Below are 23714 nucleotides of genomic sequence, written 5' to 3'. Positions count from 1 at the left end.
TTTATACCTTAATTGAAGCTTTTAAGTCGTTAATTATTCTAATGTTCTCTTTGAAAAGTAATTTGTTGTTTATTTTAATATTTCTTAATTTAATCTTCTCAGCCTCTAGATTGTTTATTTTTTCTCTTAAGCGTTGTAATAATTGATCATTCTTATGCTCTAAATTATTAATATCAAACACGTCATTTGTTGACTCAATCATTTTAAACATTTGATCCACCTTATCCTGCCACGACAATCCAATAAACGGTACGCCTTTAGCAGCTGCTATTATTAGCGAATGCATACGTGCGCCAATTAAAAAGTCAATAGTTTGATACAATTCATTAATATCCTCAAAATTCTTTAATTCTACTTTTCTAATATTAGGTTCGTTTTTAAATTGTTTATAAACCAAGTCTACAGCCGCGTAATCTTTGTAATCTGTTGAAAATAAAATAATTTGGTAGTCGTTAGACAATTTTTTTATTGTTTTTTGCAAATCGTTTAAGTACTTATTATTGATTCCTACCTCTACCTTATTCAGCAATAAATCGATAACACAAATTCCTATTGTTAATTTTTCATTAGGTACTTTAATATCATTTATTTGATTTTCTTCCATTAAAAAAACAGGATCAATCGATAATACGGGCTTATTAGAAATATCCTTGATGTATCGATAAGATTTTTCATCTCGAAGAGTAACCTTATAGGCTTGAGACAAAATTTCTCTCGTTTTTTGAACTTGCTTCTCATTTTGAAACGGTCCAATTCCAATAGAAGTCACAAAAACTTTTTTGTCATACTTTTTGGCTATGTCAATTATTTTTTTGAATTTGTAGCCCGAATCTGAATGTGGAGTCAAATCGAAAATTGCATTTCCCCCACCCACTAATATAAAATCACTTTTCTGAATATCTAACTCAAAATTTGAATTACTTACATTAAAATCAATTTGCTTTTTAACTCTTAAGGTATGAAGTAAATCTAGAAAAGTTTTTTTTCTTAAATTATCATTATAAAATTGTTTCAATTTTCTTTTTTTTTCATTCTCAATATAAGGATATTTTAACTGTGATTGATTATCCTCACTAACATATTTACGTAAATTAAAATCATATCTTTCTATACTACAACCACCTAATAATTCTTTCTCCAATTGGTTTACAATTAATAAATCCCCTAAATTTTTACTTCCCATAAAACTTATGAAAGTTACTTTCATATTAAATAACCCCTTTAATCGTTTTATTATAAGTTTCGTTTATAGCAAAAAGGTTTAGTAATATTGCAATAGAAATTAAAAATATTACGTCGGTAACAAAATGAGTCCCTGTAATAGATCGGAATAAAAACGATGACAGTAGTACTAATGCAACTTTCAATTCTGTACTCTTTGATAATACTTTTAATCTATTTTTATTTTTATATATTTGGAAAAAAATTAAGGCACCCACAAGTACTAAACCAATTAATCCAAAAATAAGAATCATTTCTGTCAAGAAATTATGTGAATGGTAATATTTACCTTGGGTTAAAGTTCTCGCAACTCCGAAACCTGATGGAAAAAAACCATTTTCTTTAATATATTCGATAACCACGGGATAAATCTCTTGTCTTCCACTCAAAATACTATCATTCGTAGCGGTACCTTGAAGCTGTTGTATAAACAAAGATAAGTTTCGAGAATTTATTCCACGATTCGTAAGTGAAACATTTAAAGCAGTAAGAAGACTTAATAAATTTGTGAAAACTAATAATGAAGCAAATGCAACTGAGAAAATTTTAATATAATAAGATAATTTCCTCTTAGAAGAAAACACTAAAAAAATAACAAAAATGGACAGAATTGATGCGATGAACACCATTCGGGAACCCAATATTCCTAATATGATTAAATTAATTGCACCCATAAATAAGTTTAAAAACGATTTATTGAATTTATTATATATAAAAATGGCTAGAATATTGTAGTACGCTAACAAACCAATTTCATAGTAAGTGATTACATAGTTCATCCTAAGAATATAATAAATAGGCATTAACAATGTAAATACTACTGCTACTCCATGCCACTTTCTCAATAATTCTTCAATTCGAATAGATTGAGTACTAAAAATGTAAAATGGAATAGCACTATAAAGTAATAGATTTATTCCGTCACCAAGTACATACATAGGGTTTTCAACAAATAAAGTATTAACTCCGATAATGATTATTAAGCTAATAAGATATCCTAAGAAATATTTATTCAATTTTTTTGTATTTAATATTACAGTTAATATCAAAAGCGTCACAACAATTATACTTTTAATCAAAAACGGGCTTGAAATTTGAAAAAAAAGTACTGATATAGATGACGCATAAATAAACGTAATAATTATCCATGTATTAAAATTACTATTATTCATAATTATGACCTCTATAAAATTATTCTTAGTTACCTTTCGAAAATTCTTTAATTCCCTGACATAACAACCCCCATACTTTTTTCCTTCCTAAGTTTTCTACGATACTTTTTTTTCGAAAAAGAAATTGTGCAGCTATTAAATATGACATTTTAGGAGAAATAGCAGCAAAAAGTGCTCCTTTATCCACAAAATACTTCTCTGTATATCCTTCAAACCAAGATGAATGCCGATACTTAATATCTGCAATAATCTCCGAATGCGCATAAATTTTAATCCCTTTTTTTAAACACTCCGTTAAAAATAATGTATCTTCTCCACTTCCATATTTTGCTCCACCACCGAAAAGCAATGAAAAGAAAATTTGCTTTTGAACGATTTTATCTCTCTTGAATGCGATATTAACAGTTCCGTATCTCAAAGAGTTATAAAAATGAACTCGCCCATTACTTTTTATTGGCAATTTAACGTTTCCAAATCGATCTTCTACTGCCACGTTAAATAAAATAACATCTGCATTAGGATTATTTTCGAAAGCCTTTAAAATTATTTGTTTATAACCACTTACATACCGCATATCATCATCAGCCATTAAACAAATGTCTGCATTAGAGCGAAGCAAAGCACTGTTTCTGCTTCGACCAACCCCTTTTTCCACGTAAGAATACATTTCTATACACGAGTCTTCCACAATCTTTTGCTCATATCCTGTAAAATGAGATTGATTAACAATTACAGCATCAGTCTCTAAATTGAACTCATGAAAAAAATCTAAATCTTCTTTTTCCATTGTAGATAACAAAACCTGTACTTTCACAATATCCTCCTCTAAAAACCTAATTGTACCAACTTAAATTGCAAAACATTTTTTACAGAGCTTTCTCAAGTAATATATGTTTTGAAAACACCAAAATTATAGGTGATTTATGCGTATGCACATAAAGATTAAGATAACTGTAACCATTCACCCATTTTTTCTTCAAAATCAAGGGGCGAAATTTTTTGATAACCCGACGCATGATAAAACGTAAGTTCTCCAAAGTAAAATTTATCTTCGAAAGAATAAAAATCAACTCGAACGGCAGGGAAGTCCTCAGCCAAACGTTCTGCCACTTCAATCATTTCGGTTAATAACTTAGGCTTCTCAATAAATAATTCTGGCTTGTCGGGATATTCTATAGTAGCCTCGATCGCATTCCAGTCAGTGTCATATATTTTGCGATGGTAATCAGACGTCTTCACCCCGTCTACAACAGACTCTAGGTCTACAGTAATGATTTTCACTTTTCCTCCGAAACAAAAAAAGCGATAGTCTTCCGGCGGGTTCCCTTGAGCGCTTAAAATCAATTCTTCACAGACAATTCTATTTTTTACATCTCTATAAGCCCATTCTCTTCCTATAGCGTAATAATTTAATTTAGACCAAAGTTTAAACCGATTTTTGATTTTTTTTATTTCCCCTCTCTTCTTCTTATCAAAGCAGATATAATTAAAACTCGAGCCATTAGTCAATTTTAATATAAATTGTTTTGGTAATTGGCTAAAGTCAATTTCATTGACATCATTGTAAATACCGAGTTGAGGAATCAAAATCTGATCAGCATTCGGAAGTTTTGTTTTTACATAGTTTCTAACTTCATGCTTGTCCACACATACATTTAAAAGTTCATCGCGAAAATTAAGTTTCAACCATTGAATTTTCTCGTTATAAAGATTTGGATTATTTAAATCCAAATCCCTTCCTAGTTTTCTCTTATATTGAGATTTAATTTCATTCTCATCTGACACAATTTTTGTTTTAATCATTGCAAAGGCAATAGTAAATGCCTTTAATCGATATGCGATTTCATCATTTTTTTTTATTAAATTTTTTATTTTTTTAGGTACATTCATGAAATTTATTCCTACTTTCTTTTTTATAAATCAAAATTACTTTATTTCTTAACAAAACACTAATGTCATCCTTAAACATTTAAAAATACTAGGATAATTGAAATTAGAATTTATTCAACTTTTGTGAAATACCTTTTGTCATCCAATAAATCATTAAATAACAAGATTTATATAAAGATAAATGCTCGATTTTCCGATAAATATCCCAATGGAATCTAATCAAAGACATTTTACTGCTAGATAAAGAGTCATCTCTAAGCCGATGACTTCCTAAAACTTCTTGGATTCCATCCAATTTTTCTGCCTTACGAATAACTTTTAACCACATTAGATAATCGTTTCTTTTTTTTATTGGTTCAATAAAATGTTTCCCTAACTTGCTTGCGTTATAAATGACAGTTGAATTCCCTGGACAATTCTTTAAGAGGTCCCATCTATAATAAACTTTTTTGGGAACAACAGTTTTCCCTAAGTCCGATCCGTTTTCTCCAATTTTATTATATGACGTACAAGAAAATACAGATTCGTTTTGTTTCATGAAATTTACTTGGACACTTAACTTATTCTCGTGCCACAAATCATCGCTATCTATAAAGGCAATGTATTCTCCTGTTGCTTTTTTTACACCTTCGTTTCTAGCAACAGCAGCTCCTGAATTGCTTAATAGTTTGAAGTATTTAATTCTCGATTCTTTTCTGATTACATTTTTGATTATCTCTTCAGTTTTATCTGTAGAACAATCATCAATAATAATTAATTCCCAATCTTTATAGCTCTGTGCTTGTACAGAGAGGATGGTATCCAATATATAATTAGCACAATTATACGTAGGCATTATAATAGATACTAAATTATTCTTTCCCGAATAGTACACCGTCATTTTTCCCTTCTGTAATAATTTAGCCATTTTTTCATTTTCAAATACAAAAAGTGTTGGAATATTCTCTTTTTTCAAAAATATTATATATAGTAATTGAGTTTTTTAAATCAGTTATATATTACTATTGCACTATTTTTGCTTCTTCTGCTTGTAAAGAATCAGCCGATGTCGTTATTTTTGTTGTTTCAATTCCTCCAGTCCCGCCTTCAATAACCCCTTCACGTTTTATAACGCTTATAATTGTCCCTATGAAACACTTAACATCCATCGTAAAACCAATGTTACTTATATAATCACCATCAAGTTTTGCTTTAATTTCGATTGGTAATTCATCTCTTCCATTAATTTGAGCCCATCCTGTGAGTCCTGGAAGAATATCATTAGCTCCGTATTTTTCTCTTTCTTCAATCAAATCATATTGATTCCACAATGCTGGCCGGGGACCAATTACAGACATCTCTCCTGTTAGGATATTAATGATTTGCGGTAATTCATCTAAACTTGTTTTACGAAGGAATTTACCGACTTTTGTGATGTACTGTTCAGGATCGCCTAATAGATGTGTTGGCGTGTCTTTTGGGGCATCTATTCGCATTGTTCTAAACTTCAAAATATTAAAGTGTGACCGATGAAGACCGACTCGTTTTTGTTTGAAAAAGACTGGACCTTTCGACTCAAGTTTAATTGCGATCATAATTCCAATAAATAAAGGAGCAAGTACAACCAGTCCAATCAACGACAACATCAAATCAATTTTTCGCTTCTGTTCAATATACTTCATCATTCACACTCCATTAGTTAGACTGTTTCTTTTATTTGATTGTGCTTAACCGAATCGAGACAATCATTTGCCCAATTGATTAGATATAGACCGAGCGCTTCACTCGTCTTTAACTCATTCATTCGTGTAAGTTTCCCTTCTAAATCTGCTTCCTCTGTGACGATTCCTGTAAAGATTTTCGGATAAACTGCCTCGGGATGGACTTCTCCTTCTTTCAACAGTTCTTCGAACATTTTCTCTCCAGGACGAATCCCGCTAAACTCAATTGAGATTTGTTCTTCTGTAAAACCACTCAGTTTAATCATATTTCTAGCTAGATCCACAATTTTCACAGGCTCACCCATATCAAGAACAAAAACTTCTCCACCGTCCGCAAGAGTCCCGGCTTGAATGACCAGACGACTCGCCTCAGGGATAGTCATAAAGTAACGCGTCATATCCGGATGTGTTACTGTAACCGGCCCGCCCTTCTCAATTTGAGTTTTAAATAACGGGATTACAGAACCACGACTTCCCAATACATTTCCAAAACGAACTATTGCATACTTTGTTTGACTTCGTTTTGCCAAATTTTGAACAACCATTTCAGCAACACGTTTTGTTGATCCCATGACGTTCGTCGGATTAACAGCTTTATCGGTTGAAATCATGACAAATCGATCAACACCGAACTCATTTGCCATCTCAGCAACATTTCTCGTGCCGTAAATATTATTTTTCACTGCTTCATGTGGATTTGCTTCCATTAAAGGAACATGTTTATGTGCCGCTGCATGGAAGACTAGATGCGGTGAATACTTCATAAACACTTCCCGTAAACGCTCAACATCTTGCACATCGGCAATAACCGGAATCAAGTCGACGTCTAAATTGAGTTCACGGAGTTCACGTTCAATCAAATAAATACTATTCTCCCCGTGACCTAACAGTAGAAGACGCCCAGGGCTAAATTTCAAAATTTGTCGACAAATCTCTGAACCAATTGATCCTCCAGCACCAGTAACGAGTACCGTTCTGCCTTCCACCTCTGATTGAATTCCTGAAATATCAAGTTCAACAGGTTCACGCCCTAGCAAATCATCAATGGATACTTGACGCATTTGGTTAACAGCTACTTTTCCGGCTGCTACTTCCTCAATCATTGGTAATGTATGAACGTTTGTACAGAGTGCTTTTGCCCGTTTAATAACTGCAAGTCGGTCTTGATAGTTCATAGATGGAATAGCAAATACGATTTTATCAATCCCGTGATTCTCAACGACACTTTCTAATTCTCCGAGCGTCCCTAATACTCTCACACCGTTGACAATAAGGTTTTGAAGGTGACTGTTGTCGTCAATAAACCCAACTGGATTCATGCGATGATTATCAGATTGATTGATTTGACGGACTAGCATACGACCAGCTTGACCGGCACCGACGATTAACGTCCGCTTTTCAGATTTGCGAATTTTCATTTTTCTGCCACCTAAAACTAAACGCCGATCCTGTTTCCACGTTACGTATATTCGTGACCCTAAACGAATTCCCCCTAATAGTAAGAGAGATAAGCAAAAACTAAGGAATAACATTCTTTCCATCGCTTCTCCGTAAACAGCAAATTGAAGTACATACAAAGTTAATGTGCTCATTATCAAAGTCACTGCAAGGCGAATGGCTTCTGACATACTCGCAAAGCGCCATGCTACTCGATAAAGTCGACTAATACCAGACATAACGATAAATAATGCGCTATATAGTAAAGCAGACTCTATAAAATGATTACGATCCACATTTCCAATAAATTCAAGTGGGTATAAAAAGAAATATGTGACGAACATTGATGATAAAATAGCAATAATATCAATAACCACTAGGAAGCTTGTTCGAAATGATTTACGACTTAACTCAGGAATAGACATCTGTTTCCTCCTTATTTCACTGGATTCAAAGAAGAATGTTCTTCCATCAACTCGGTCATCATTTTTAATACATTTTCTCGGAGATCGTCTCTCTTCAATGCAAATTCAAGAGTTGTTTGAATAAATCCTAATTTTTCGCCAACATCATAGCGTTTGCCATTAAATTCGTAAGCATATACACGCTCTACTTTATTCAATCGCGTTATTGCATCTGTCAACTGAATTTCGCCACCCGCTCCTGGAACTTGTGTTTCTAAGAAGTTAAATATTTGAGGAGTGAACAAATATCTGCCTAAAATGGCTAAATTCGATGGTTCTGTACCCGGTGCCGGCTTTTCAACAAAAGATTCAACTTTATGTAAACCGCCTTCAAGTGAAGCCTGTGGATCCACAATTCCATACCTGTGAGTTACGTCACGCGAAACTGGTTGAACACCGATAATCGAACTCTCAGTTTTTTCGTACTGTTCAATCAATTGTTTTGTACAAGGGATTTCTGCCTGAACAATGTCGTCTCCAAGCATAACAATAAACGGTTCATTTCCCACAAACGCTTTTGCCTGTAAAACCGCGTGGCCAAGTCCCATAGGCTTTGACTGGCGAATAAAGTGGATATTAATGTTGGTAGTTTCTTCAACCAACTTTAAAAATTCAGATTTCCCTTTTTCAATTAACATTTGTTCGAGCTCAGGAACTGAGTCAAAGTGATCTTCAATCGCACGTTTGCCTTTACCAGTGACAATCAAAATGTCTTCAATTCCAGATTCAACGGCCTCTTCAATAATGTATTGAATGGTTGGCTTATCTACAATTGGTAACATTTCTTTTGGCATTGCTTTTGTTGCCGGTAAAAAACGTGTACCTAAACCTGCAGCTGGAATAACAGCTTTTTTTACTTTTTTTATATTCAAATTAGTACCCACGTTAATCGCCACCTCTTTATATGAGATTAATTAAAAAATAATTCCAATCAAAAAAGGATGCATTATACACCCTTTTTTGAATTTATAAGTTAAGAGTACCATTTTTGTCCTGGTTCAAAAACCTACTTAATAGGAAAATAAACCTAATTCGTTCGACATGTGTCGACATTTCGCGAATAATATGTTTTCTAAAACGTTATTTCCACTTTCCACGCCATGATTTAGTGGGCATGATCGGCGGATCCACATAGACAAAAGTGTCGTTCAAAACGGATTGGCCATTTTGAAGAATGTTGTCGACCAATATCGGGTCATCTAGTTTTTCAAGCGAAACTTGTGAATCTTCCCAGTAAAATGTACGTCCACCGACACTATGCGCATCTGACGCGACTAATTGGCTTAAGCCATTACGTAGAAACAGTAGTGATAATTCCTGTACAGTCTTCCCAAATTTCCCCACCAAACTACCTGTCGTTACCTGAGATAACGCTCCAGACGATACAAAATCGACTAAACGTTTCGGATTCGTCGCAAACTCCTTGTTTCTTTCCGGATGTGCGATGATCGGCACAAAACCTTCTGCTTGCATGTTAAAGAACAATTGCTCTGCGTAACCCGGGACACTGTCGCTCGGAAACTCAACGAGAACATAACGGGAATCCGCCAACGTCAAGGCAGTACCGTCGTTCAGTGCGTCCAACAAACCTCCAAAGATCCGAATTTCTTGTCCCGGATGGAGTTTGAGAGGAATACCTTCTAGCGTTAAAATTCGTTGCAGTTGCTCGACCGCATGCCGAACATCCAATTCTTTCGTGTCGAACTGTGGATGAAACGCGTGAGGCGTGACAATCAAATCCGTCACGCCCTCTTCTACCGCTCGTTTTGCCATCGAAATCGCAACATCCACATTTTGAGCTCCGTCATCGACAGCAGGTAATATATGACAATGAATATCAATCATGAGACTGCTCCTTATTCATACGCGTAGTAATAATACTGGTCATCCGTACCTTGTGGCTCACGTCGGTTCAAAACAACACCTAAAATATGGGCATCCGCCATAACAAGTTGCTCTTTCGCTTTCAATACCATATTACGGTCTGACTTGTCACAGCCGACGACGAGCACGACACCGTCTGCATCGCGTGCCAAGATCCGTGTGTCCGCAACTTGCATCATCGGTGGTGCGTCCAAAATAATGACATCATACTTTTCTTTCGCTTCCTCGATCAAGCGAGTCATCATTTTTGAAGATAGTAGTTCTGACGGGTTCGGCGGAATCGGACCGGCCGACAACAAGTGAAGTCCTTCGACTTTCGTCTCGTGTACCGTCTTTTCGAGTGTCGTCTTTTTCGCCAAGACGCTCGATACGCCGATGCCGTTCGGCAGACGGAACGTAAAGTGAACGGTCGGACGGCGCATATCGCAGTCCATCAATAAGACGCGTTTCCCTTGCTGTGCATAAACAACAGCCAGGTTCGAGGCTGTCGTCGACTTGCCTTCACCAGACGTCGAAGATGTCACGACAATCGTACGCAGTTCGTCATCGACAGCCGTGAATTCCAAGTTCGTCCGAATCGTACGATATTGCTCTGAAATCGGTGATTTCGGTTTATGGATCGTGATCAAATCACGTCCCGTCTTATCATATTGTGTGTTGACATTTTTTCGTTTTCCAAACTTAAACATGGGCACGTTCACCTTTCATCTCTACACCATTTTTACGGGCAGCTCGCATTTCATTCCGATCGATGACCGGAATCGAACCGAGGACAGGCAATTCAAGAACCGTCTCGACATCTTGTTCGGTTTTAATGCGACGATCGAGCACGACTTTCAAGAATGCGATGGCAATCCCAATCATTGCTCCTAAAACTGTGGCAATTGCCGTATTGAGCAAGATATTCGGTTTCACAGGATTCGCAGGAACTGAGGCAGCTGATAATACTTTTACGTTATCTACCCCGCTCATGAGTTCACTTACTTCTGTCGAGAAGACTGTACTGATTTCATTCGCGATATCTGTGGCGAGCACAGGGTTTGTATGTTGCACTTTAATGTTGATGACTTGTGAGTTTTGTTCACTGTTGACCGTAATCAAATTACTAATGTTTTCTGGAGACCCGGTTACGTTATCTTGAACCTGTTCTAAAATCGTCGGGCTTTGAATGATGACCCGGTATGTGTTGACGAGCGCGACTGACGACTGGACTTGACTGCTGTCGATCATATTATTTTGCGTTTCCTTCGGCGCAACCAATACTTGGGTCGACGCTTCGTATGTCGGTTGAATAATAAATGAACTCACTAGAAATGAGATAAGGGCGGCGATGACGGTGAGACTGATAATGGTACCTTTATTGCGCTTGAGAATGGAGATCAATTCTCCAATCGAAATCGTTTCTTCTTTCATAATGCGTTCTTATGCTCCTTTGTCGGTTATTTCCTTGGAAAAATACCGCAGTTAATATTAGTTACTGACAACAAACAGTATTATAGCAAATTTTTTTAGAGATGATGACTCATTTTTAAAATTTTGGTTTTTTTGGATGGAGAATCTGCTAAAATTCATTAGGAAGAACTTAACAAAAGGGGGAGAACCCGTGCATCATAGCGAACGATTGCTTCATCTGCATTTGACAATCGATAGGACGAAACGATTCGAGTTACACCAGAAAATTAAAACGAGTTTAGGGGAAGGCAAAACGTTAGCCACCTCTTATATCGAACTCACGAACGAGGCGCTTACATCAAACGCCCTATCCACCAAAACGGCGGAGGACTTTGAGGCTTGGTTACGAGGCGAAGAGAAAGACGAAGGGTTCCTCGCATATTACATAGGTCTTTTGGAGAATTGTCTTCATAAACAAGAAGACGTTCAAAGTGAAGAACCGGTGATCGCTCCGGAACCGGTCAAGGTGCCGAAAGAGACGACCAAGCCCAGATATATCCCAGAAAAACCAGTTCCATCTCGGGCGGAGCGTGCTCATTATTATCCGGCGGATATTCAACCGGCCCGATCAAAGCGACGCGGCATAAAAACACTTGTCGCCGCTCTACTCGTCCTCCTGCTAGCAGGTGGCGCCTATATCGGATATCCTTACGCAACATCGTTTTTCGTGGCGGAAGAAGAACCAGTCAACATCAAAGAAGTGACACCTACCCCTGTTGCAGAGGACGAACCAGTCATCGAAGAAACACCGAGTCGTCAACTATGGTTGGCTGAAAAAAATGTCAATCTTTTGACGGATATTGACGGAACCGAAGTCGCTTATATCGGTGATATCGGTGATCGCTACGAAGTCGTGTCAGAGGACGATGCATATGCCGAAGTGAAATTGGGTAATACGACGGCATGGGCCCCATTAAACCAAACGACGACCGAATGGCCTGCACCTGTGTTGACAGACGCACAGCTCATCGATTGGATCGACGTAAACGTAAACAACGAATGGCTGCCAAATAGTCCAACCTCTTATTTCGGGATGCCGAAACAAGAGTTACTCGACACGTTTGGCGAACCGATGAGTACGGACGGGGACGTTTTAAATGAATATCTGTTCTATCCAAACGGCTTTTTCATCGTCCAACAAGAGACAATTGTCGCCATCGATTGGACGAACACAGACGTATCACGCGAGACGTTCACAAACCTCGGGACCTCACAAATTGAAACGGACGATGCACTCGTTTATGAAAGTCCGAGCTATTCGCTCCGTTTGTTTGTCGGTGCTACGGGCCAGAATCGAATTCGATTGACAACTGTCCAATAATAAGTCGCTCCTGTTTCTGAAATGAGGAGGTTTGACGATCGTGGAAAATTATACGCTCTTAGTAACTGGTGGAGCCGGTTATATCGGCACCCATACCACCCTTCAATTGCTCGAGGCAGGTCACGATGTCGTCGTGATTGATAATTTATCCAACAGTAATCTTGAGGCGCTTCGCCGCGTCGAGGCACTGGCAAACCGACCGGTCACTTTTTATGAAGGTGATATTTTAGATCGAACGTTACTCGACGACATCTTTACCGGACATTCAATCGATGCCGTCATCCATTTCGCGGGATTGAAAGCTGTCGGCGAGTCTGTATCCGAGCCACTCCGTTATTATGAGAACAACGTTGTCGGCACGACCGTATTGCTTCATGCTATGACCGATCACGGCGTGAAACGAATCGTCTTCAGCTCATCGGCGACCGTCTATGGCTTGCCGGAAACGACGCCAATCGACGAGTCGTTCCCGCTCAGCGCGACGAACCCGTATGGTCGGACGAAATTAATGATTGAAGACATACTGCGTGATGTATCGGTTGCTGATCCATCATGGAGTATCGCCCTACTACGCTATTTCAACCCAATCGGTGCGCATGAGTCTGGCCGAATCGGCGAAGACCCGTTCGATATCCCGAACAACCTGATGCCGTACATTACACAAGTCGCCGTCGGCCGCTTAAACGAATTGAGCGTGTTCGGTGACGACTACGACACGCCCGACGGCACCGGTGTCCGCGACTACATCCACGTCGTCGACTTGTCCGATGGTCACTTGAAGGCGCTCGATTACGTCATGGCAAACACTGGAGCCGAAGCGTTTAACTTAGGAACCGGGACGGGTTATAGTGTCCTCGACCTCGTTCATGCGTTCGAGGCTGAGAGTGGCAAAGATGTCCCGTACCAAGTGACGCCACGTCGCCCGGGCGACATTGGGATCTGCTTCGCCGACCCTTCGAAGTCGCAACAGATGCTCGGCTGGGAAGCCAAACACGACGTCCGTGCCATGTGCCGCGACGCCTGGAATTGGCAAGCGAACAACCCAAACGGTTACCGATAATAAAAAGCGAGTCCCCATCTAGGATGGAGACTCGCTTTTTCATTGCTTCACCCAAACGTAGCCGTACGCTTGGAGTTCAATCGTCTCGACCGGCTCACCTGTGAACAGATTCGTCCCGCTCACTTTCAGGGTAACTGGTTCATTGCTGACGTTCGTATACAGCATGAGCGTCTCCCCTTCACCCTTTCGTTCGACCGTGAAGACGCGTTTGTCGGACGCGTCGATCCGTTGTTCGGCGTACGGTGAGAACGCCGGATGTGTCCGCTTGACGTTCAGCTGGCTGATGATACCAGAGAACACTTGCAGGCGATACGGGTCCGTCTTCAGCTCTTGGATGAGCGCGTCGTGGTCGACCGGTGTCTCGACACCGAGCAGTGTCCGGTAATCCACGCTCGGAATCCCTTGGAGCGAGAATAGGATGCTGTGCGCTGCGAGGATAATGTCGACGCTCGGCTCGATCAAATTTTTCTCGAACGGGTCGCGCTCGTGAATCGATAAGAAGTTGAAGTACGTCTTTCCTGCTCCTGGCGCCTCGATCCGGTTCGCCCAGTCGGACAGCTTTTTGGCGTCCCCTTGAGCGAAGGCGAGCATCGTGTGCGACGCAAGGTCGAAGTGACAGATGGCGTCGGCGACGCTGACGTACGAGCCAAGTTCCTGGACGTCCCCTTCATAGGCGAGAATCAATTGCCCGTGTGGCTTGTAGTGATGGAGCACCGTATGCCAGAGCGAAATGACGCGCTGGATACTTTCTTCCGGCATGCCCCGGAACGACTGGACGTGGACGCGCAGCTTCGTCGCACCTTGAGCGAGCCGCTCGATGAAGGCATCCGTCTCCTCGAGCAGATTGAACTGTAACTCGTTATAGACGTCGGGTTCGGTGTCATACATGAGCTCGAACTCATGCTTGAAGCGTCCGAGGTCCTCATATAACCGGATACGCGGATTGATGGCCGTATCGGTCAGCTTGGCCGGGTACGGGAACAGCGAGACGAGGTACAAATCGCTGATCGACGCCTGGACGTGTTCCTTCAACAAGTCATGGAGCGCATCCAAGTCCGGGCTCCCGTCCGTCGTGACGGCGTTGGCGTCAATCATGAGCACACTCGTCTTCTCACTCACACCATCCCCGTCATGCCAATGATGTCCGTCCCACTTCGTGAACAGTTCTTGCCAGTCATTCGATGTATGGTCGTCCTCTAATTGATTGATGATCGGTTCAACAGTTTCCCAAAGCATATGATCCCTCCTCAGTGTCTCTTTATCACTCCCACCGATAAACGATTTTCAAACGCAAAAAAAGCCATCCCATAAGGAATGACTTAGTTCATCAAGCGCTGCAGTTCGGCTTGGACGTCAGCGAGCGAGGCTTCATTCGGATGCCAGTAATAGATACCGTTTGACTCCAAACCGCCCGCTCCTTCGATGCGGAGTGTGCTGGCGTTGCGGAACGCCTTCATATAGTCCGTCGACAACGTCACGAGCTCGTTGAATTCGATGTTCGTCTTGGCGCGGTTGCCGGCGACGTCGAGCAACTTCGTCACTTTGTCGACCGAGAAATCGGAACGCCCCTTCTCGACGATGGCCGCGACGACGGCTCGCTGTCGTTCTTGGCGACCGAAGTCACCGTTCGGATCGTCATAGCGCATGCGGGCGTATGACAATGCCGAAGCGCCGTTCAAATCGACTTGGCCGACCGGATACGAGTAGCCGTCCGACGAGAACGCGAAGTTGTTCGTCACCGTGATGCCACCGAGCGCATCGACGACCTCAGTGAACGCCTCCATGTCCGCCTCGACGACGTAATCGATCGGGATATCGAGTAACCCTTCGACCGTGTTCATCGCCATCTCGGCCCCACCGAAGGCGTAGGCATGGTTGATTTTATCATTCATGCCTTTTCCGATGATTTCCGTCTTCGTATCGCGCGGGATGCTGAGCATCGCGCCTTCGTCCGTCGTCGGGTTGAGCGTCATGACGATGATCGAGTCACTCCGTCCCTGTTCGCCGTCGCGGCGGTCAATCCCGAGCAGTAATACCGACACCGATTCTTTCTGTTCGATCGTCTCGACTTGTTTCCGTTCTTGACTGATTTCCAAGTTGTCGTTCACTTTCGTCACCGTCTCGTTGACGTCCCGGTACATCGACCAGACGAACAGACCGCCGGCGACAAGGAAAATTGCCATGACGCCGAGCGTGATCGCCAACACCTTTTTCCAGTGTGATTTCTTCTTATGTCTCGCCATGCGTGCACCTGCTTTCAAAAATCTATAGATATGGATGTTTTTCCCGCTTCACGTGTTGTATTATAGCATGTTGTCAAAAAATGCTACCCATATCTTTTCGATTTTCATGGAAAATGCGTCTTGTAACGGGTACGCCTCATATGGTCCGGCCAGGCCGCATTGATCTCGGCCCCGAGCAGCATCGTCGCCGCCGTCAAGTAGAGCCAGATTTGCAGTAGGATGACGATACCGATCGTCCCGTACGTATCGCCGAACATCGAGAACTGGTCGACATAGACGCTATAGCCTGTCGACAACATCTGCCAGGAGATGACGGCAAAGACGGCACCAGGGAGCGTCTCCGTGAATTTAACGTGTTGTTGCGGGGCAATCTTATAGAACATCGAGAACGCGAAGATGAGAATGACGGTCGACACCGTATAGCGGGTGAGCGTCGCCAATCGATCGAAGTCCTCAAGCCGAGGGAACCACGTATACATGAGCTCGACGAACTCACGGCCGAAAATATGGAACACGATCAAGATGACGGCACCGATGCTGAAGGCGATGAGCGTGAGCAAACCGATGAACCGACGGACGACGTAGCTTCGGGCTTCCGTCTCCCCGTAAGCGAACACGGTCAACTTGACGAGACGGGCCGTCCCGTTCGATGCCGACCAGACGGCGATGATGGCCCCGATCGAGACGAGGCCGGCGTTGATGTTGCCGCTGACGTCATAGACGATCGACAGCATGTCGCGCACGCTCGAACCTGGGATGAGAATCTCAATCTGTTCGATCAACAAGGCGTCATCGATGCCGAGCCACGCCATGACGGCGAACAAAAGGACGAACGTTGGGAAGATAGCGAGAAACCAAAAGAAGGCGAGCGTCGCGCTATAGTCGTTGATATGGTGGTCCTTGAACCGATGGCGGACGTCGATGACGAGGCGGAACAGGCGATCGAGCACTCGGGTCACCCCTTTTCTTTTTATTATGACACAAATAAAATGCCCCATCCGATTTGGATGAGGCAATACATTACTGTTCCATCAATTCAGCCAAGTAAGATCGGACCTCGCCCAAAGACGTGCTCGACGGGCGCCAGTAATAAATCCCGTCCCCTTCTTTACCGCCTTGTCCTTCCAATCTTAACACATCTTGATTTTTAAACGCCGCTGTGTATTCGGTCGACAAGGTGCGCAACTCTTTGAACGTGATGTTCGTCTTGGCATTGTTTCCAAGGACGTCGAGCATATTCGTGAACTTCGACAGTGAGAAGTCATTGACCCCTTCATTTACGATTGCCGTGATGACAGCTCGTTGACGCTCTTGACGACCGAAGTCGCCACGTGGGTCATCGTAGCGCATCCGTGTGAACGCTAACGCTTCCGCTCCGTTCAATGTTTGTACGCCTGGATTGAATGTGTATCCGCCTGATTCGAAGGCAAGGTCGTTCGTCACTTCCACACCGCCGAATAAATCGACCGCATCTTGGAAACCTTTCATATCCACTTCGGCTACATAGTCAATTGGGATTCCAAGGAAGTTCTCGACCGTATCAAGCGCCATCTCTGCCCCACCGAATGCATAAGCGTGGTTGATTTTATCGGCCACCCCTTTGCCGACGATTTCCGTCTTCGTATCACGTGGAATGCTGAGCATGGCACTCTGATCTTTGTTCGGATTGAGGGTCATGACGATGATTGAGTCGCTTCGTCCCTGCTCGTCGGCACGTCGGTCGACACCGAGAAGAAGGACCGAGATTGGTTTTTTCTCTGCAATCGTTTTTTGGTTCATCCGTTCCTTGCTCAAGCCCGACGACTCATTGATCCGATTGACCGTCGAGTCCACCTGATTGTAAAGATACGCCACTAACCCGCCCCCGAGGAGCAACATCATCCCTAGCACTCCCGCTACGATGAATGCGATTTTTTTCGCGCGTGATTTCTTACGACGACTTTTCTTGACGCGTCTCTTTTCTGATTCCATATGGTTTAACACCTTTCGCAATTTATTCTATGTCATAACTTGTATTTTACCACGTAAATCTGTCAAGCGATTTACATTTTTTAATGTATCGGTCAGTATTTGGAGCGCTTTCTTATAGATTAGTCATTTTATTCATTTTTAGGATTCTGTTTTTAATGGAGTGTATAATTTATAAAGATCTATCCATATTAAACCTTATATCAACGTGAAGGAGCGAATTTTGATGAGCTTTACCATCACTTGCTATTTACCAAATCATCAATTGATTTCTTTCGAACTACGAGGTGACACTAGCGAGGCTGTGACATCCAACTTTGAACGGATGCTACTTGAGGCGAGTAAAAATGGAGAAAGCCTGCAAATAGGCGATGCTCACATTCTTAACCCGAACACGATTCTCGCTTACCGGATTGACGACGTCCCATCCTTCTTTTGAAGTCCGTCTATTTCGGGTAACCCTTATAGGAAACCAAATCAACGAACGGGGTGAAGCGATATGGAATTAGGGATGATCGGACTTGGGAAGATGGGGTTGAACTTGGCGCTCAATTTGACGGACGGTGGGCACCATGTGCTCGGCTACGACCCGGGCAACGTGTCGACGAGCCAGTTCGAGACGAAACAGTCGCTTGAAGAAGTCGTCGAGGGGCTGAAGGCACCACGCGTCATCTGGGTGATGGTGCCGGCGGGCGAAGTGACCGAGCACGTCCTGAACGACTTGCACGCATTGTTGTCACCAGGGGATATCGTCATCGACGGCGGCAACTCGAACTATAAAGAATCGATGCGGCGGGCCGAGCACTTCAAAGACAAGCTCATCTACTTCTTTGATGTCGGGACGAGTGGCGGTATGGAAGGGGCGCGGCATGGCGCCTGTACGATGATCGGCGGGGATTTGGAGGCGTTCGGTAAAATCGAGGAGTTGTTCCGCGACGTGTCGACGGACAACGGCTATTTGTATGCCGGGCCGAGTGGCAGTGGCCACTTCTTGAAGATGATTCATAACGGCATCGAATACGGCATGATGCAGGCGATCGCCGAAGGGTTCGAGATTCTCGAGAAGAGTCCGTTCGAGTACGACCACGAGCAAGTCGCCCGCGTCTGGAACCACGGCTCGGTCGTCCGCTCGTGGCTGATGGAGCTAACCGAGAGCGCGTTCCATAAGGATGCAAAGCTCGATGATATTAAAGGGATTATGCATGCCTCGGGCGAAGGCAAATGGACGGTCGAGACGGCGCTCGAGTACGGCGTGCCGGCACCCGTCATCGCCATGTCGCTCATGATGCGGCAACGTTCGCTCGAAGAGGACACGTTCTCCGGAAAAGTTGTCGCCGCCCTGCGGAACGAGTTCGGCGGCCATGCGGTGGAGAAGAAATGAGAAAGAGGGAGACGCATCGCGTCCCCCTCTTTTAGATTCGGATGATTGGCAAGTCCCCATCGTAGTCAAAGATAAACTCGATTCGCTTCTCCCATAACAACAAGATTCCTTTCTGACCCCCGATTGTAATCGGAATAACTTCATTCTTTGTGAAGTTCTTGTGCTGGGCGTACAGTTTTCGCAACGCTTCTGTCTCTTTCGTCCCTTCACCGAAGAAACCTGCCAATCCAGCATGCACCGCTTCGTCCCCCGCGGCTTGTCCGGTAGGATATTTATCATAGCGTGAACGCACAAACATGAGCGAACTCAATTTCGATTTGTCATATCCCCCGATGACAAATAAGTATTCATCCATAGGAACAGTCGTTTGAAATAGATGCGAGTTTACAAACTGGTGCCCATGTTCAGATTTGATTGTGAACAAGAAACGATTCTCGGTATTGCTCTTATAGTTCTTTAAATAAGCTATTGATTGTTGTTTCGGTAAAAACGGTGTTTTCTTGATGGGTTTTGGTGCTGCCATCGTTGATTTCTTCATGTCTTTTAAAGCGACCCATCCGGTTTTGTTGCCGTAGCGAATTTTGTAGTAACCTGCCAACTGTTCATTCACGGTGACGGTCGTCCCTTTCTTCAACGTGAAGACTTGTTTTTTATGTGCGTCGACCCGCGAATAAACAATGACTTGGCGTTGAGTCACATAAGGAGTTGGCTTCAATGCCACACCTTTTTGAACTTTACGCGTGAGCGACTGCTCGTTCACATAGCCCGTCCGATTTGCATAACGGACCTGTACCCAACTTCCTTTCTTGGCGACATACGTGACCCCCTTTTGCTTGGGTATGAGAATGAGTTGCTTCCCTTTATAGGAGGCGGTCGACCGTAAATACACGGCAGTCTTCGTTTGATAGGACGTTAACGTCGTCGTTGCAGCTTCCACGGTCGAAGTAATCGGGGTTAATGTGGCGAGCACGATCATCAATGCAATGACATAAGTCATGATTTTATTCACTTGTCTATCCTCCTTATTTAATCAACTGTTTCACAGACGGTGACAGGTTACCCGCCGCATCCTTTACCCGAACGGATAGAGTTGTTCCCTTTTTCAAGCCTTTAAAGATGAGCTTATAAGTCCCTTTGTCCGTCACCTTCGTTTGCATCGTTTTTTTGCCATAGGTGACAACGACCGTCGCTTTCGGTTCCGCTTTCCCTTGAACAACGCCAGACTTGGCTGTGACGGCGTTCACTGTCGCTTTTGCCGGAGCAATTTTATCGACGATGGCCGTCGTATAAAGAGGGCTCTTCAATTTGCCATTTACAGCTTGAATGGTGTAAGTTTTCGCCTGCTTTAGGGAAACATTGACCGCGAACTTTCCTTTCGAATCCGCAGTGGCGGTATACGTTTTACCGTTTACCCGGACGGTGATGACTGTTTTAGGTTTCGTCACTCCAGTGATGGCGCGATCTAGATTCGAGACCGGCTTCACATCAAGAACGGCAAATTCACCTTTTGGTCCTTGGACACCACCAAGAACCGGGTCAAACAATTGTATTTCGTACATCAAAGACGTAAGAAGCGGAATCCCACCCTGGTAGAAGCCTCCGACGTACGCATACATATCGCCTGGCTTGAATCCGTTATAAATGATTTCCGCATCCTTTGTCGCGGTGACTTTCAAGACGGTCCCTTTTTTATAGATTCCGGGTTTTAAATCAAACTTCGCTGTCGCCTGCTTATAATCATATACTTTATGTTTCGATATATGCTTCTTTCCATAGCGATCAGTCACTTCAATGGTGACAACTCTCCCTTTGGCGATTAGTCCCTTCATCGCAAACGTTCCATTTTTCTGAACTGCGACGGTCTTACCATCAATCTTGATTGCTTTAGTGCCCGGTAAGGCTAATCCTTTTAGATTGAACGTCTTCTTGTCCTCATTTAATGAAATCCCTTTACTCAGTTCGACAAGCCCCAGGTTATATGGTGTTTTTGTCACGACACGCTTTTTAATCGTATTGTTCCCTTTTAAATACACCGTGCCGGCTAGTTTACCGGTTCCTGATTTGAATTGTTTGGCATATACCGTCTCTTTTACGCGCTTCCCTTTCTCCACGATGACCGTCCCATAGGCATGAATCGGTAAGGTTACGTCTGCATTCACAATCAATGTGGCTCCTTCAAGCACGATGATCCGTTCGATATACCGGTTTTCTTCAAACAGTTTCGTCAAGTTGACCGTCCCGCTCGTCACGACCCAATTCCTGGAGTCGACGTCGTACTCTTCAAACGCCATCGCCAACCCTTTCGGAATCGATTTCACTGTAAGCACATTGTCATACATATCGATGACATCAAGACCAATCAATTCCCATTTACCAGCCATCCCGAAGTCTCGACGATTCAAATCCACCTTTGCTACTTTCGAACGTCCTTCCCAAGGCTCCAGCGTTTTTGTAATCCCGCTCGGCAAGTGTTTGAATGTTGCTTTCACCTTGAAAAAGCCGCTGTTGTCGTCTGCTTGAACGACCAATTGCGAGTCTTTTGTCTTGGAATGTACCATCTTCACACTCTTAAAGACAGGCAACGTGGTATCTGGAGTGACTTGAAACACAGGTTTCAAGTTGACGGGTAGTTGAACCTCATAGCGATGATTCGTCTCGTCATCATAGAACGAGACTCTTTTTAGACTCCACGTCCCGATTGCATTCCATTCGTTTAAATCTTGGTCACTCAAATCCACTTCAAACTGTTTTTTCTCCGCATGATAGACAGGCGTCAGATAGAACTCTTCTTTGGCTTGTTTGTTCTCCAAAATAAGGCTCATCGGATCCGTCGGCACCTTCAATCCGTCCAAGTCAATGGTCATGAAGAAAGATTTCACTCTGTTCAACTGAGTGACGTCCAACGTTTTTGAGATTCCGTCCACTTTTGTTAATTTTGGTTTTGGAAAAGCGAGTGTGAACACTTTTTTGTCAGGGATGTGTGTTAATTCAAGCTCATGATCGACGCCGGTTTGATCTCTTACACTCAAACGGCTTAAAACCCACTCTCCTTCAATCTGAAAATTCCAACTCTCCAAGTTAACCGTGAATTCAGGTTCATTCGTATAAACATACGTAGTGATTGTCTCCACATTTTTCGGGGACTGCACACTCTGTAAATCCACCTTTACTTCTTGAATTCGAAGTGAGGATGGCTTTTGTAACACGAGGGTCATGTCAGTATTAACATGACTGGATGAATATGTTTGACCCAATGCTTTCATTGATACGAGAGCCACCTTATCACTAGTCGCTCCTTTGACAGGCTCACCAATAAAAGAATTTCCCACCAAAAAAATAACCGTGAGCAACAATAAGCGAATTAATTTCATGTTCATTAATTTAACGCTCCATTCTACGTATAATACATTCTTCACTTAGTATAAATAATCCCAATCGTTCAATTATCTTACTTTTAAGCATCTAGTCAGTAAGATTTTCAATATTGCACAAGATGAGGGCGTTATTTTTATCAGAGAAAGTATTATATTTTGAATCGAGGTAAATCTTTCGAAAAATCAGGTCCCTCTATTTACTTTGTACAAATTAAAAAAGTATGCGCGTCGCATACTTTTCCAATCAATGATTCGCTTTGTCGAAGTTTAGTAATGAAATGATAGGTTACCTCACTCCATCACGTTGCCTTCCGCCGGGATTGGGGTCTGCTTCAACATGTTCGCGAAATGGTATAAGTTATACGCCATGACGCGGCCGTTCTTTTTCGTGAAGGCGTTGTCGCGCCCAGCATCGAGATACGAGTCACCCGGTCCGGCCTCGCCGACCCAATACGCATCGACGTTCGGCGGGACGGTGAAACCGATATGCGACAGACCATACAAGATTGACGCACAGGCGTGCTTCGCCCCGTCCTCATTTCCCGTCACGACGACACCGCCGACCTTGTTGTAGTAGATGGCCTGACCTTTATCGTTCGTCAAGGCGCTGCCCCCGTACAGCCGCTCGATGACTTGCGTGGCGACGCTGCTCTTCTCGCCGAGCCAAAGCGGCGTCCCGATGATGAGGATGTCGGCGGCCTTCACTTTCTCGAAGATCTGTGGCCACGCATCACCGTCCCCTTCATCCTCGGTCACCCCGAACGCGACGTTGTAGTCGACGACACGGACGATCTCCGAGTCGACTCCGAGCTTGTCGAAGTGCGGGATGATATCCTTCATCAATCCTTCCGTGTGCGAGGTCGTATCCCCGCCCTTCAACGAACAGTTCAAGAATAAGGCTTTCATCGAATCCCTCCTTAATATAGACAGTTAGGTGTTCCCGGTCCATCCCGATTTCAACCAAGACAAACACCATCAACCAGATGAGTGGTTGATGGTGTTTGGGATTTTATGAGTGATGCAACTGTTTGCCCTCAACTGATTAGGCGATTTTTTTTACAAGTTCCTTGCTCTTTCTGCGGCCTCATCTGCCTCACATTGCTTATAAGCGGCCCGATTCAAACGCTCATCAAAATGATGCGTATTT

General features: G+C 43.0%; 22 protein-coding genes. 4 read left to right on the top strand and 18 right to left on the bottom strand.

All coding sequences use genetic code 11. From position 1 onward, the window contains the following. Window position 1 precedes the first annotated feature (1 nt). The 11 genes from NMQ00_RS03200 to NMQ00_RS03150 form a co-directional block, all read right to left on the bottom strand. Window positions 2–1207 (bottom strand): polysaccharide pyruvyl transferase family protein, encoded by a 1206-nt coding sequence (locus tag NMQ00_RS03200; protein WP_255177899.1) that lies wholly within the window; start codon window positions 1205–1207, stop codon window positions 2–4. A 1-nt stretch (window position 1208) separates the two neighbouring features. Continuing rightward, a complete protein-coding gene (locus tag NMQ00_RS03195) occupies window positions 1209–2393 on the bottom strand; it encodes an O-antigen ligase family protein (RefSeq protein ID WP_255177898.1) in 1185 nt (394 codons plus the stop codon). A gap of 25 nt (window positions 2394–2418) precedes the next feature. Next, window positions 2419–3180: a glycosyltransferase family A protein gene (locus NMQ00_RS03190; RefSeq protein ID WP_255177897.1), complete on the bottom strand. Its 762-nt coding sequence runs from the start codon at window positions 3178–3180 to the stop codon at window positions 2419–2421. A 155-nt stretch (window positions 3181–3335) separates the two neighbouring features. Next, window positions 3336–4283 (bottom strand): ATP-grasp fold amidoligase family protein, encoded by a 948-nt coding sequence (locus NMQ00_RS03185; RefSeq protein WP_255177896.1) that lies wholly within the window; start codon window positions 4281–4283, stop codon window positions 3336–3338. A 103-nt stretch (window positions 4284–4386) separates the two neighbouring features. Next, window positions 4387–5238 (bottom strand): glycosyltransferase family 2 protein, encoded by an 852-nt coding sequence (locus NMQ00_RS03180; RefSeq protein ID WP_255177895.1) that lies wholly within the window; start codon window positions 5236–5238, stop codon window positions 4387–4389. Window positions 5239–5284: 46 nt separating this feature from the next. Next, on the bottom strand, window positions 5285–5944 hold the full coding sequence (locus tag NMQ00_RS03175; RefSeq protein ID WP_255177894.1) for a sugar transferase: 660 nt from the start codon (window positions 5942–5944) through the stop codon (window positions 5285–5287). Between the two features lie 17 nt (window positions 5945–5961). Beyond that, window positions 5962–7845 (bottom strand): polysaccharide biosynthesis protein, encoded by a 1884-nt coding sequence (locus tag NMQ00_RS03170; RefSeq protein WP_255177893.1) that lies wholly within the window; start codon window positions 7843–7845, stop codon window positions 5962–5964. Between the two features lie 11 nt (window positions 7846–7856). Further along, complete coding sequence (galU, locus tag NMQ00_RS03165; RefSeq protein ID WP_303826586.1) at window positions 7857–8768, bottom strand: UTP--glucose-1-phosphate uridylyltransferase GalU; 912 nt, start codon at window positions 8766–8768, stop codon at window positions 7857–7859. A gap of 196 nt (window positions 8769–8964) precedes the next feature. After that, window positions 8965–9729, bottom strand: a complete 765-nt coding sequence (locus tag NMQ00_RS03160) for a tyrosine-protein phosphatase (protein WP_255177892.1) — start codon at window positions 9727–9729, stop codon at window positions 8965–8967. Window positions 9730–9740: 11 nt separating this feature from the next. Beyond that, entirely contained in the window at window positions 9741–10457 is a 717-nt protein-coding gene (locus tag NMQ00_RS03155) for a CpsD/CapB family tyrosine-protein kinase (protein ID WP_255177891.1), read from the bottom strand. After that, complete coding sequence (locus NMQ00_RS03150; RefSeq protein ID WP_255177890.1) at window positions 10450–11181, bottom strand: YveK family protein; 732 nt, start codon at window positions 11179–11181, stop codon at window positions 10450–10452. Before NMQ00_RS03150 ends, NMQ00_RS03155 begins: the two co-directional genes overlap by 8 nt. Window positions 11182–11371: 190 nt before the next feature. Here NMQ00_RS03150 and NMQ00_RS03145 point away from each other — a divergent pair, with 190 nt between their 5' ends. After that, the gene (locus NMQ00_RS03145) at window positions 11372–12541 is read left to right on the top strand and encodes a hypothetical protein (protein WP_255177889.1); all 1170 of its coding nucleotides are present in this window, start codon (window positions 11372–11374) and stop codon (window positions 12539–12541) included. Window positions 12542–12581: 40 nt separating this feature from the next. After that, window positions 12582–13601 (top strand): UDP-glucose 4-epimerase GalE, encoded by a 1020-nt coding sequence (galE, locus tag NMQ00_RS03140; RefSeq protein WP_255177888.1) that lies wholly within the window; start codon window positions 12582–12584, stop codon window positions 13599–13601. A gap of 39 nt (window positions 13602–13640) precedes the next feature. Here galE and NMQ00_RS03135 read toward each other — a convergent pair whose 3' ends face one another. The 4 genes from NMQ00_RS03135 to NMQ00_RS03120 form a co-directional block, all read right to left on the bottom strand. Then, on the bottom strand, window positions 13641–14837 hold the full coding sequence (locus tag NMQ00_RS03135; protein ID WP_255177887.1) for an alpha-amylase family glycosyl hydrolase: 1197 nt from the start codon (window positions 14835–14837) through the stop codon (window positions 13641–13643). Between the two features lie 83 nt (window positions 14838–14920). Then, window positions 14921–15844: an LCP family glycopolymer transferase gene (locus NMQ00_RS03130; RefSeq protein WP_255177886.1), complete on the bottom strand. Its 924-nt coding sequence runs from the start codon at window positions 15842–15844 to the stop codon at window positions 14921–14923. Window positions 15845–15948: 104 nt separating this feature from the next. Continuing rightward, a complete protein-coding gene (locus tag NMQ00_RS03125; RefSeq protein WP_255177885.1) occupies window positions 15949–16794 on the bottom strand; it encodes a YihY/virulence factor BrkB family protein in 846 nt (281 codons plus the stop codon). A gap of 70 nt (window positions 16795–16864) precedes the next feature. Beyond that, complete coding sequence (locus NMQ00_RS03120; protein WP_255177884.1) at window positions 16865–17815, bottom strand: LCP family glycopolymer transferase; 951 nt, start codon at window positions 17813–17815, stop codon at window positions 16865–16867. 223 nt (window positions 17816–18038) lie between these two features. Here NMQ00_RS03120 and NMQ00_RS03115 point away from each other — a divergent pair, with 223 nt between their 5' ends. Further along, on the top strand, window positions 18039–18251 hold the full coding sequence (locus NMQ00_RS03115; protein ID WP_255177883.1) for a hypothetical protein: 213 nt from the start codon (window positions 18039–18041) through the stop codon (window positions 18249–18251). A gap of 60 nt (window positions 18252–18311) precedes the next feature. After that, the gene (gnd, locus tag NMQ00_RS03110) at window positions 18312–19193 is read left to right on the top strand and encodes a phosphogluconate dehydrogenase (NAD(+)-dependent, decarboxylating) (RefSeq protein ID WP_214710797.1); all 882 of its coding nucleotides are present in this window, start codon (window positions 18312–18314) and stop codon (window positions 19191–19193) included. Between the two features lie 31 nt (window positions 19194–19224). Here the strand turns inward: gnd and NMQ00_RS03105 are convergent, their stop codons facing one another. From NMQ00_RS03105 to NMQ00_RS03095, 3 genes are all read right to left on the bottom strand, one after another. Next, on the bottom strand, window positions 19225–20202 hold the full coding sequence (locus NMQ00_RS03105; RefSeq protein ID WP_255177882.1) for an SH3 domain-containing protein: 978 nt from the start codon (window positions 20200–20202) through the stop codon (window positions 19225–19227). Window positions 20203–20215: 13 nt separating this feature from the next. Further along, on the bottom strand, window positions 20216–22564 hold the full coding sequence (locus tag NMQ00_RS03100; protein WP_255177881.1) for an Ig-like domain-containing protein: 2349 nt from the start codon (window positions 22562–22564) through the stop codon (window positions 20216–20218). A gap of 294 nt (window positions 22565–22858) precedes the next feature. Beyond that, window positions 22859–23473: a flavodoxin family protein gene (locus tag NMQ00_RS03095; protein WP_255177880.1), complete on the bottom strand. Its 615-nt coding sequence runs from the start codon at window positions 23471–23473 to the stop codon at window positions 22859–22861. Window positions 23474–23714: the final 241 nt, after the last annotated feature.

Origin of the sequence: Exiguobacterium aurantiacum, from assembly GCF_024362205.1 — a bacterium.
Lineage (GTDB): Bacteria > Bacillota > Bacilli > Exiguobacteriales > Exiguobacteriaceae > Exiguobacterium > Exiguobacterium aurantiacum_B.
This window is presented reverse-complemented; position numbering and strand designations above follow the sequence as displayed.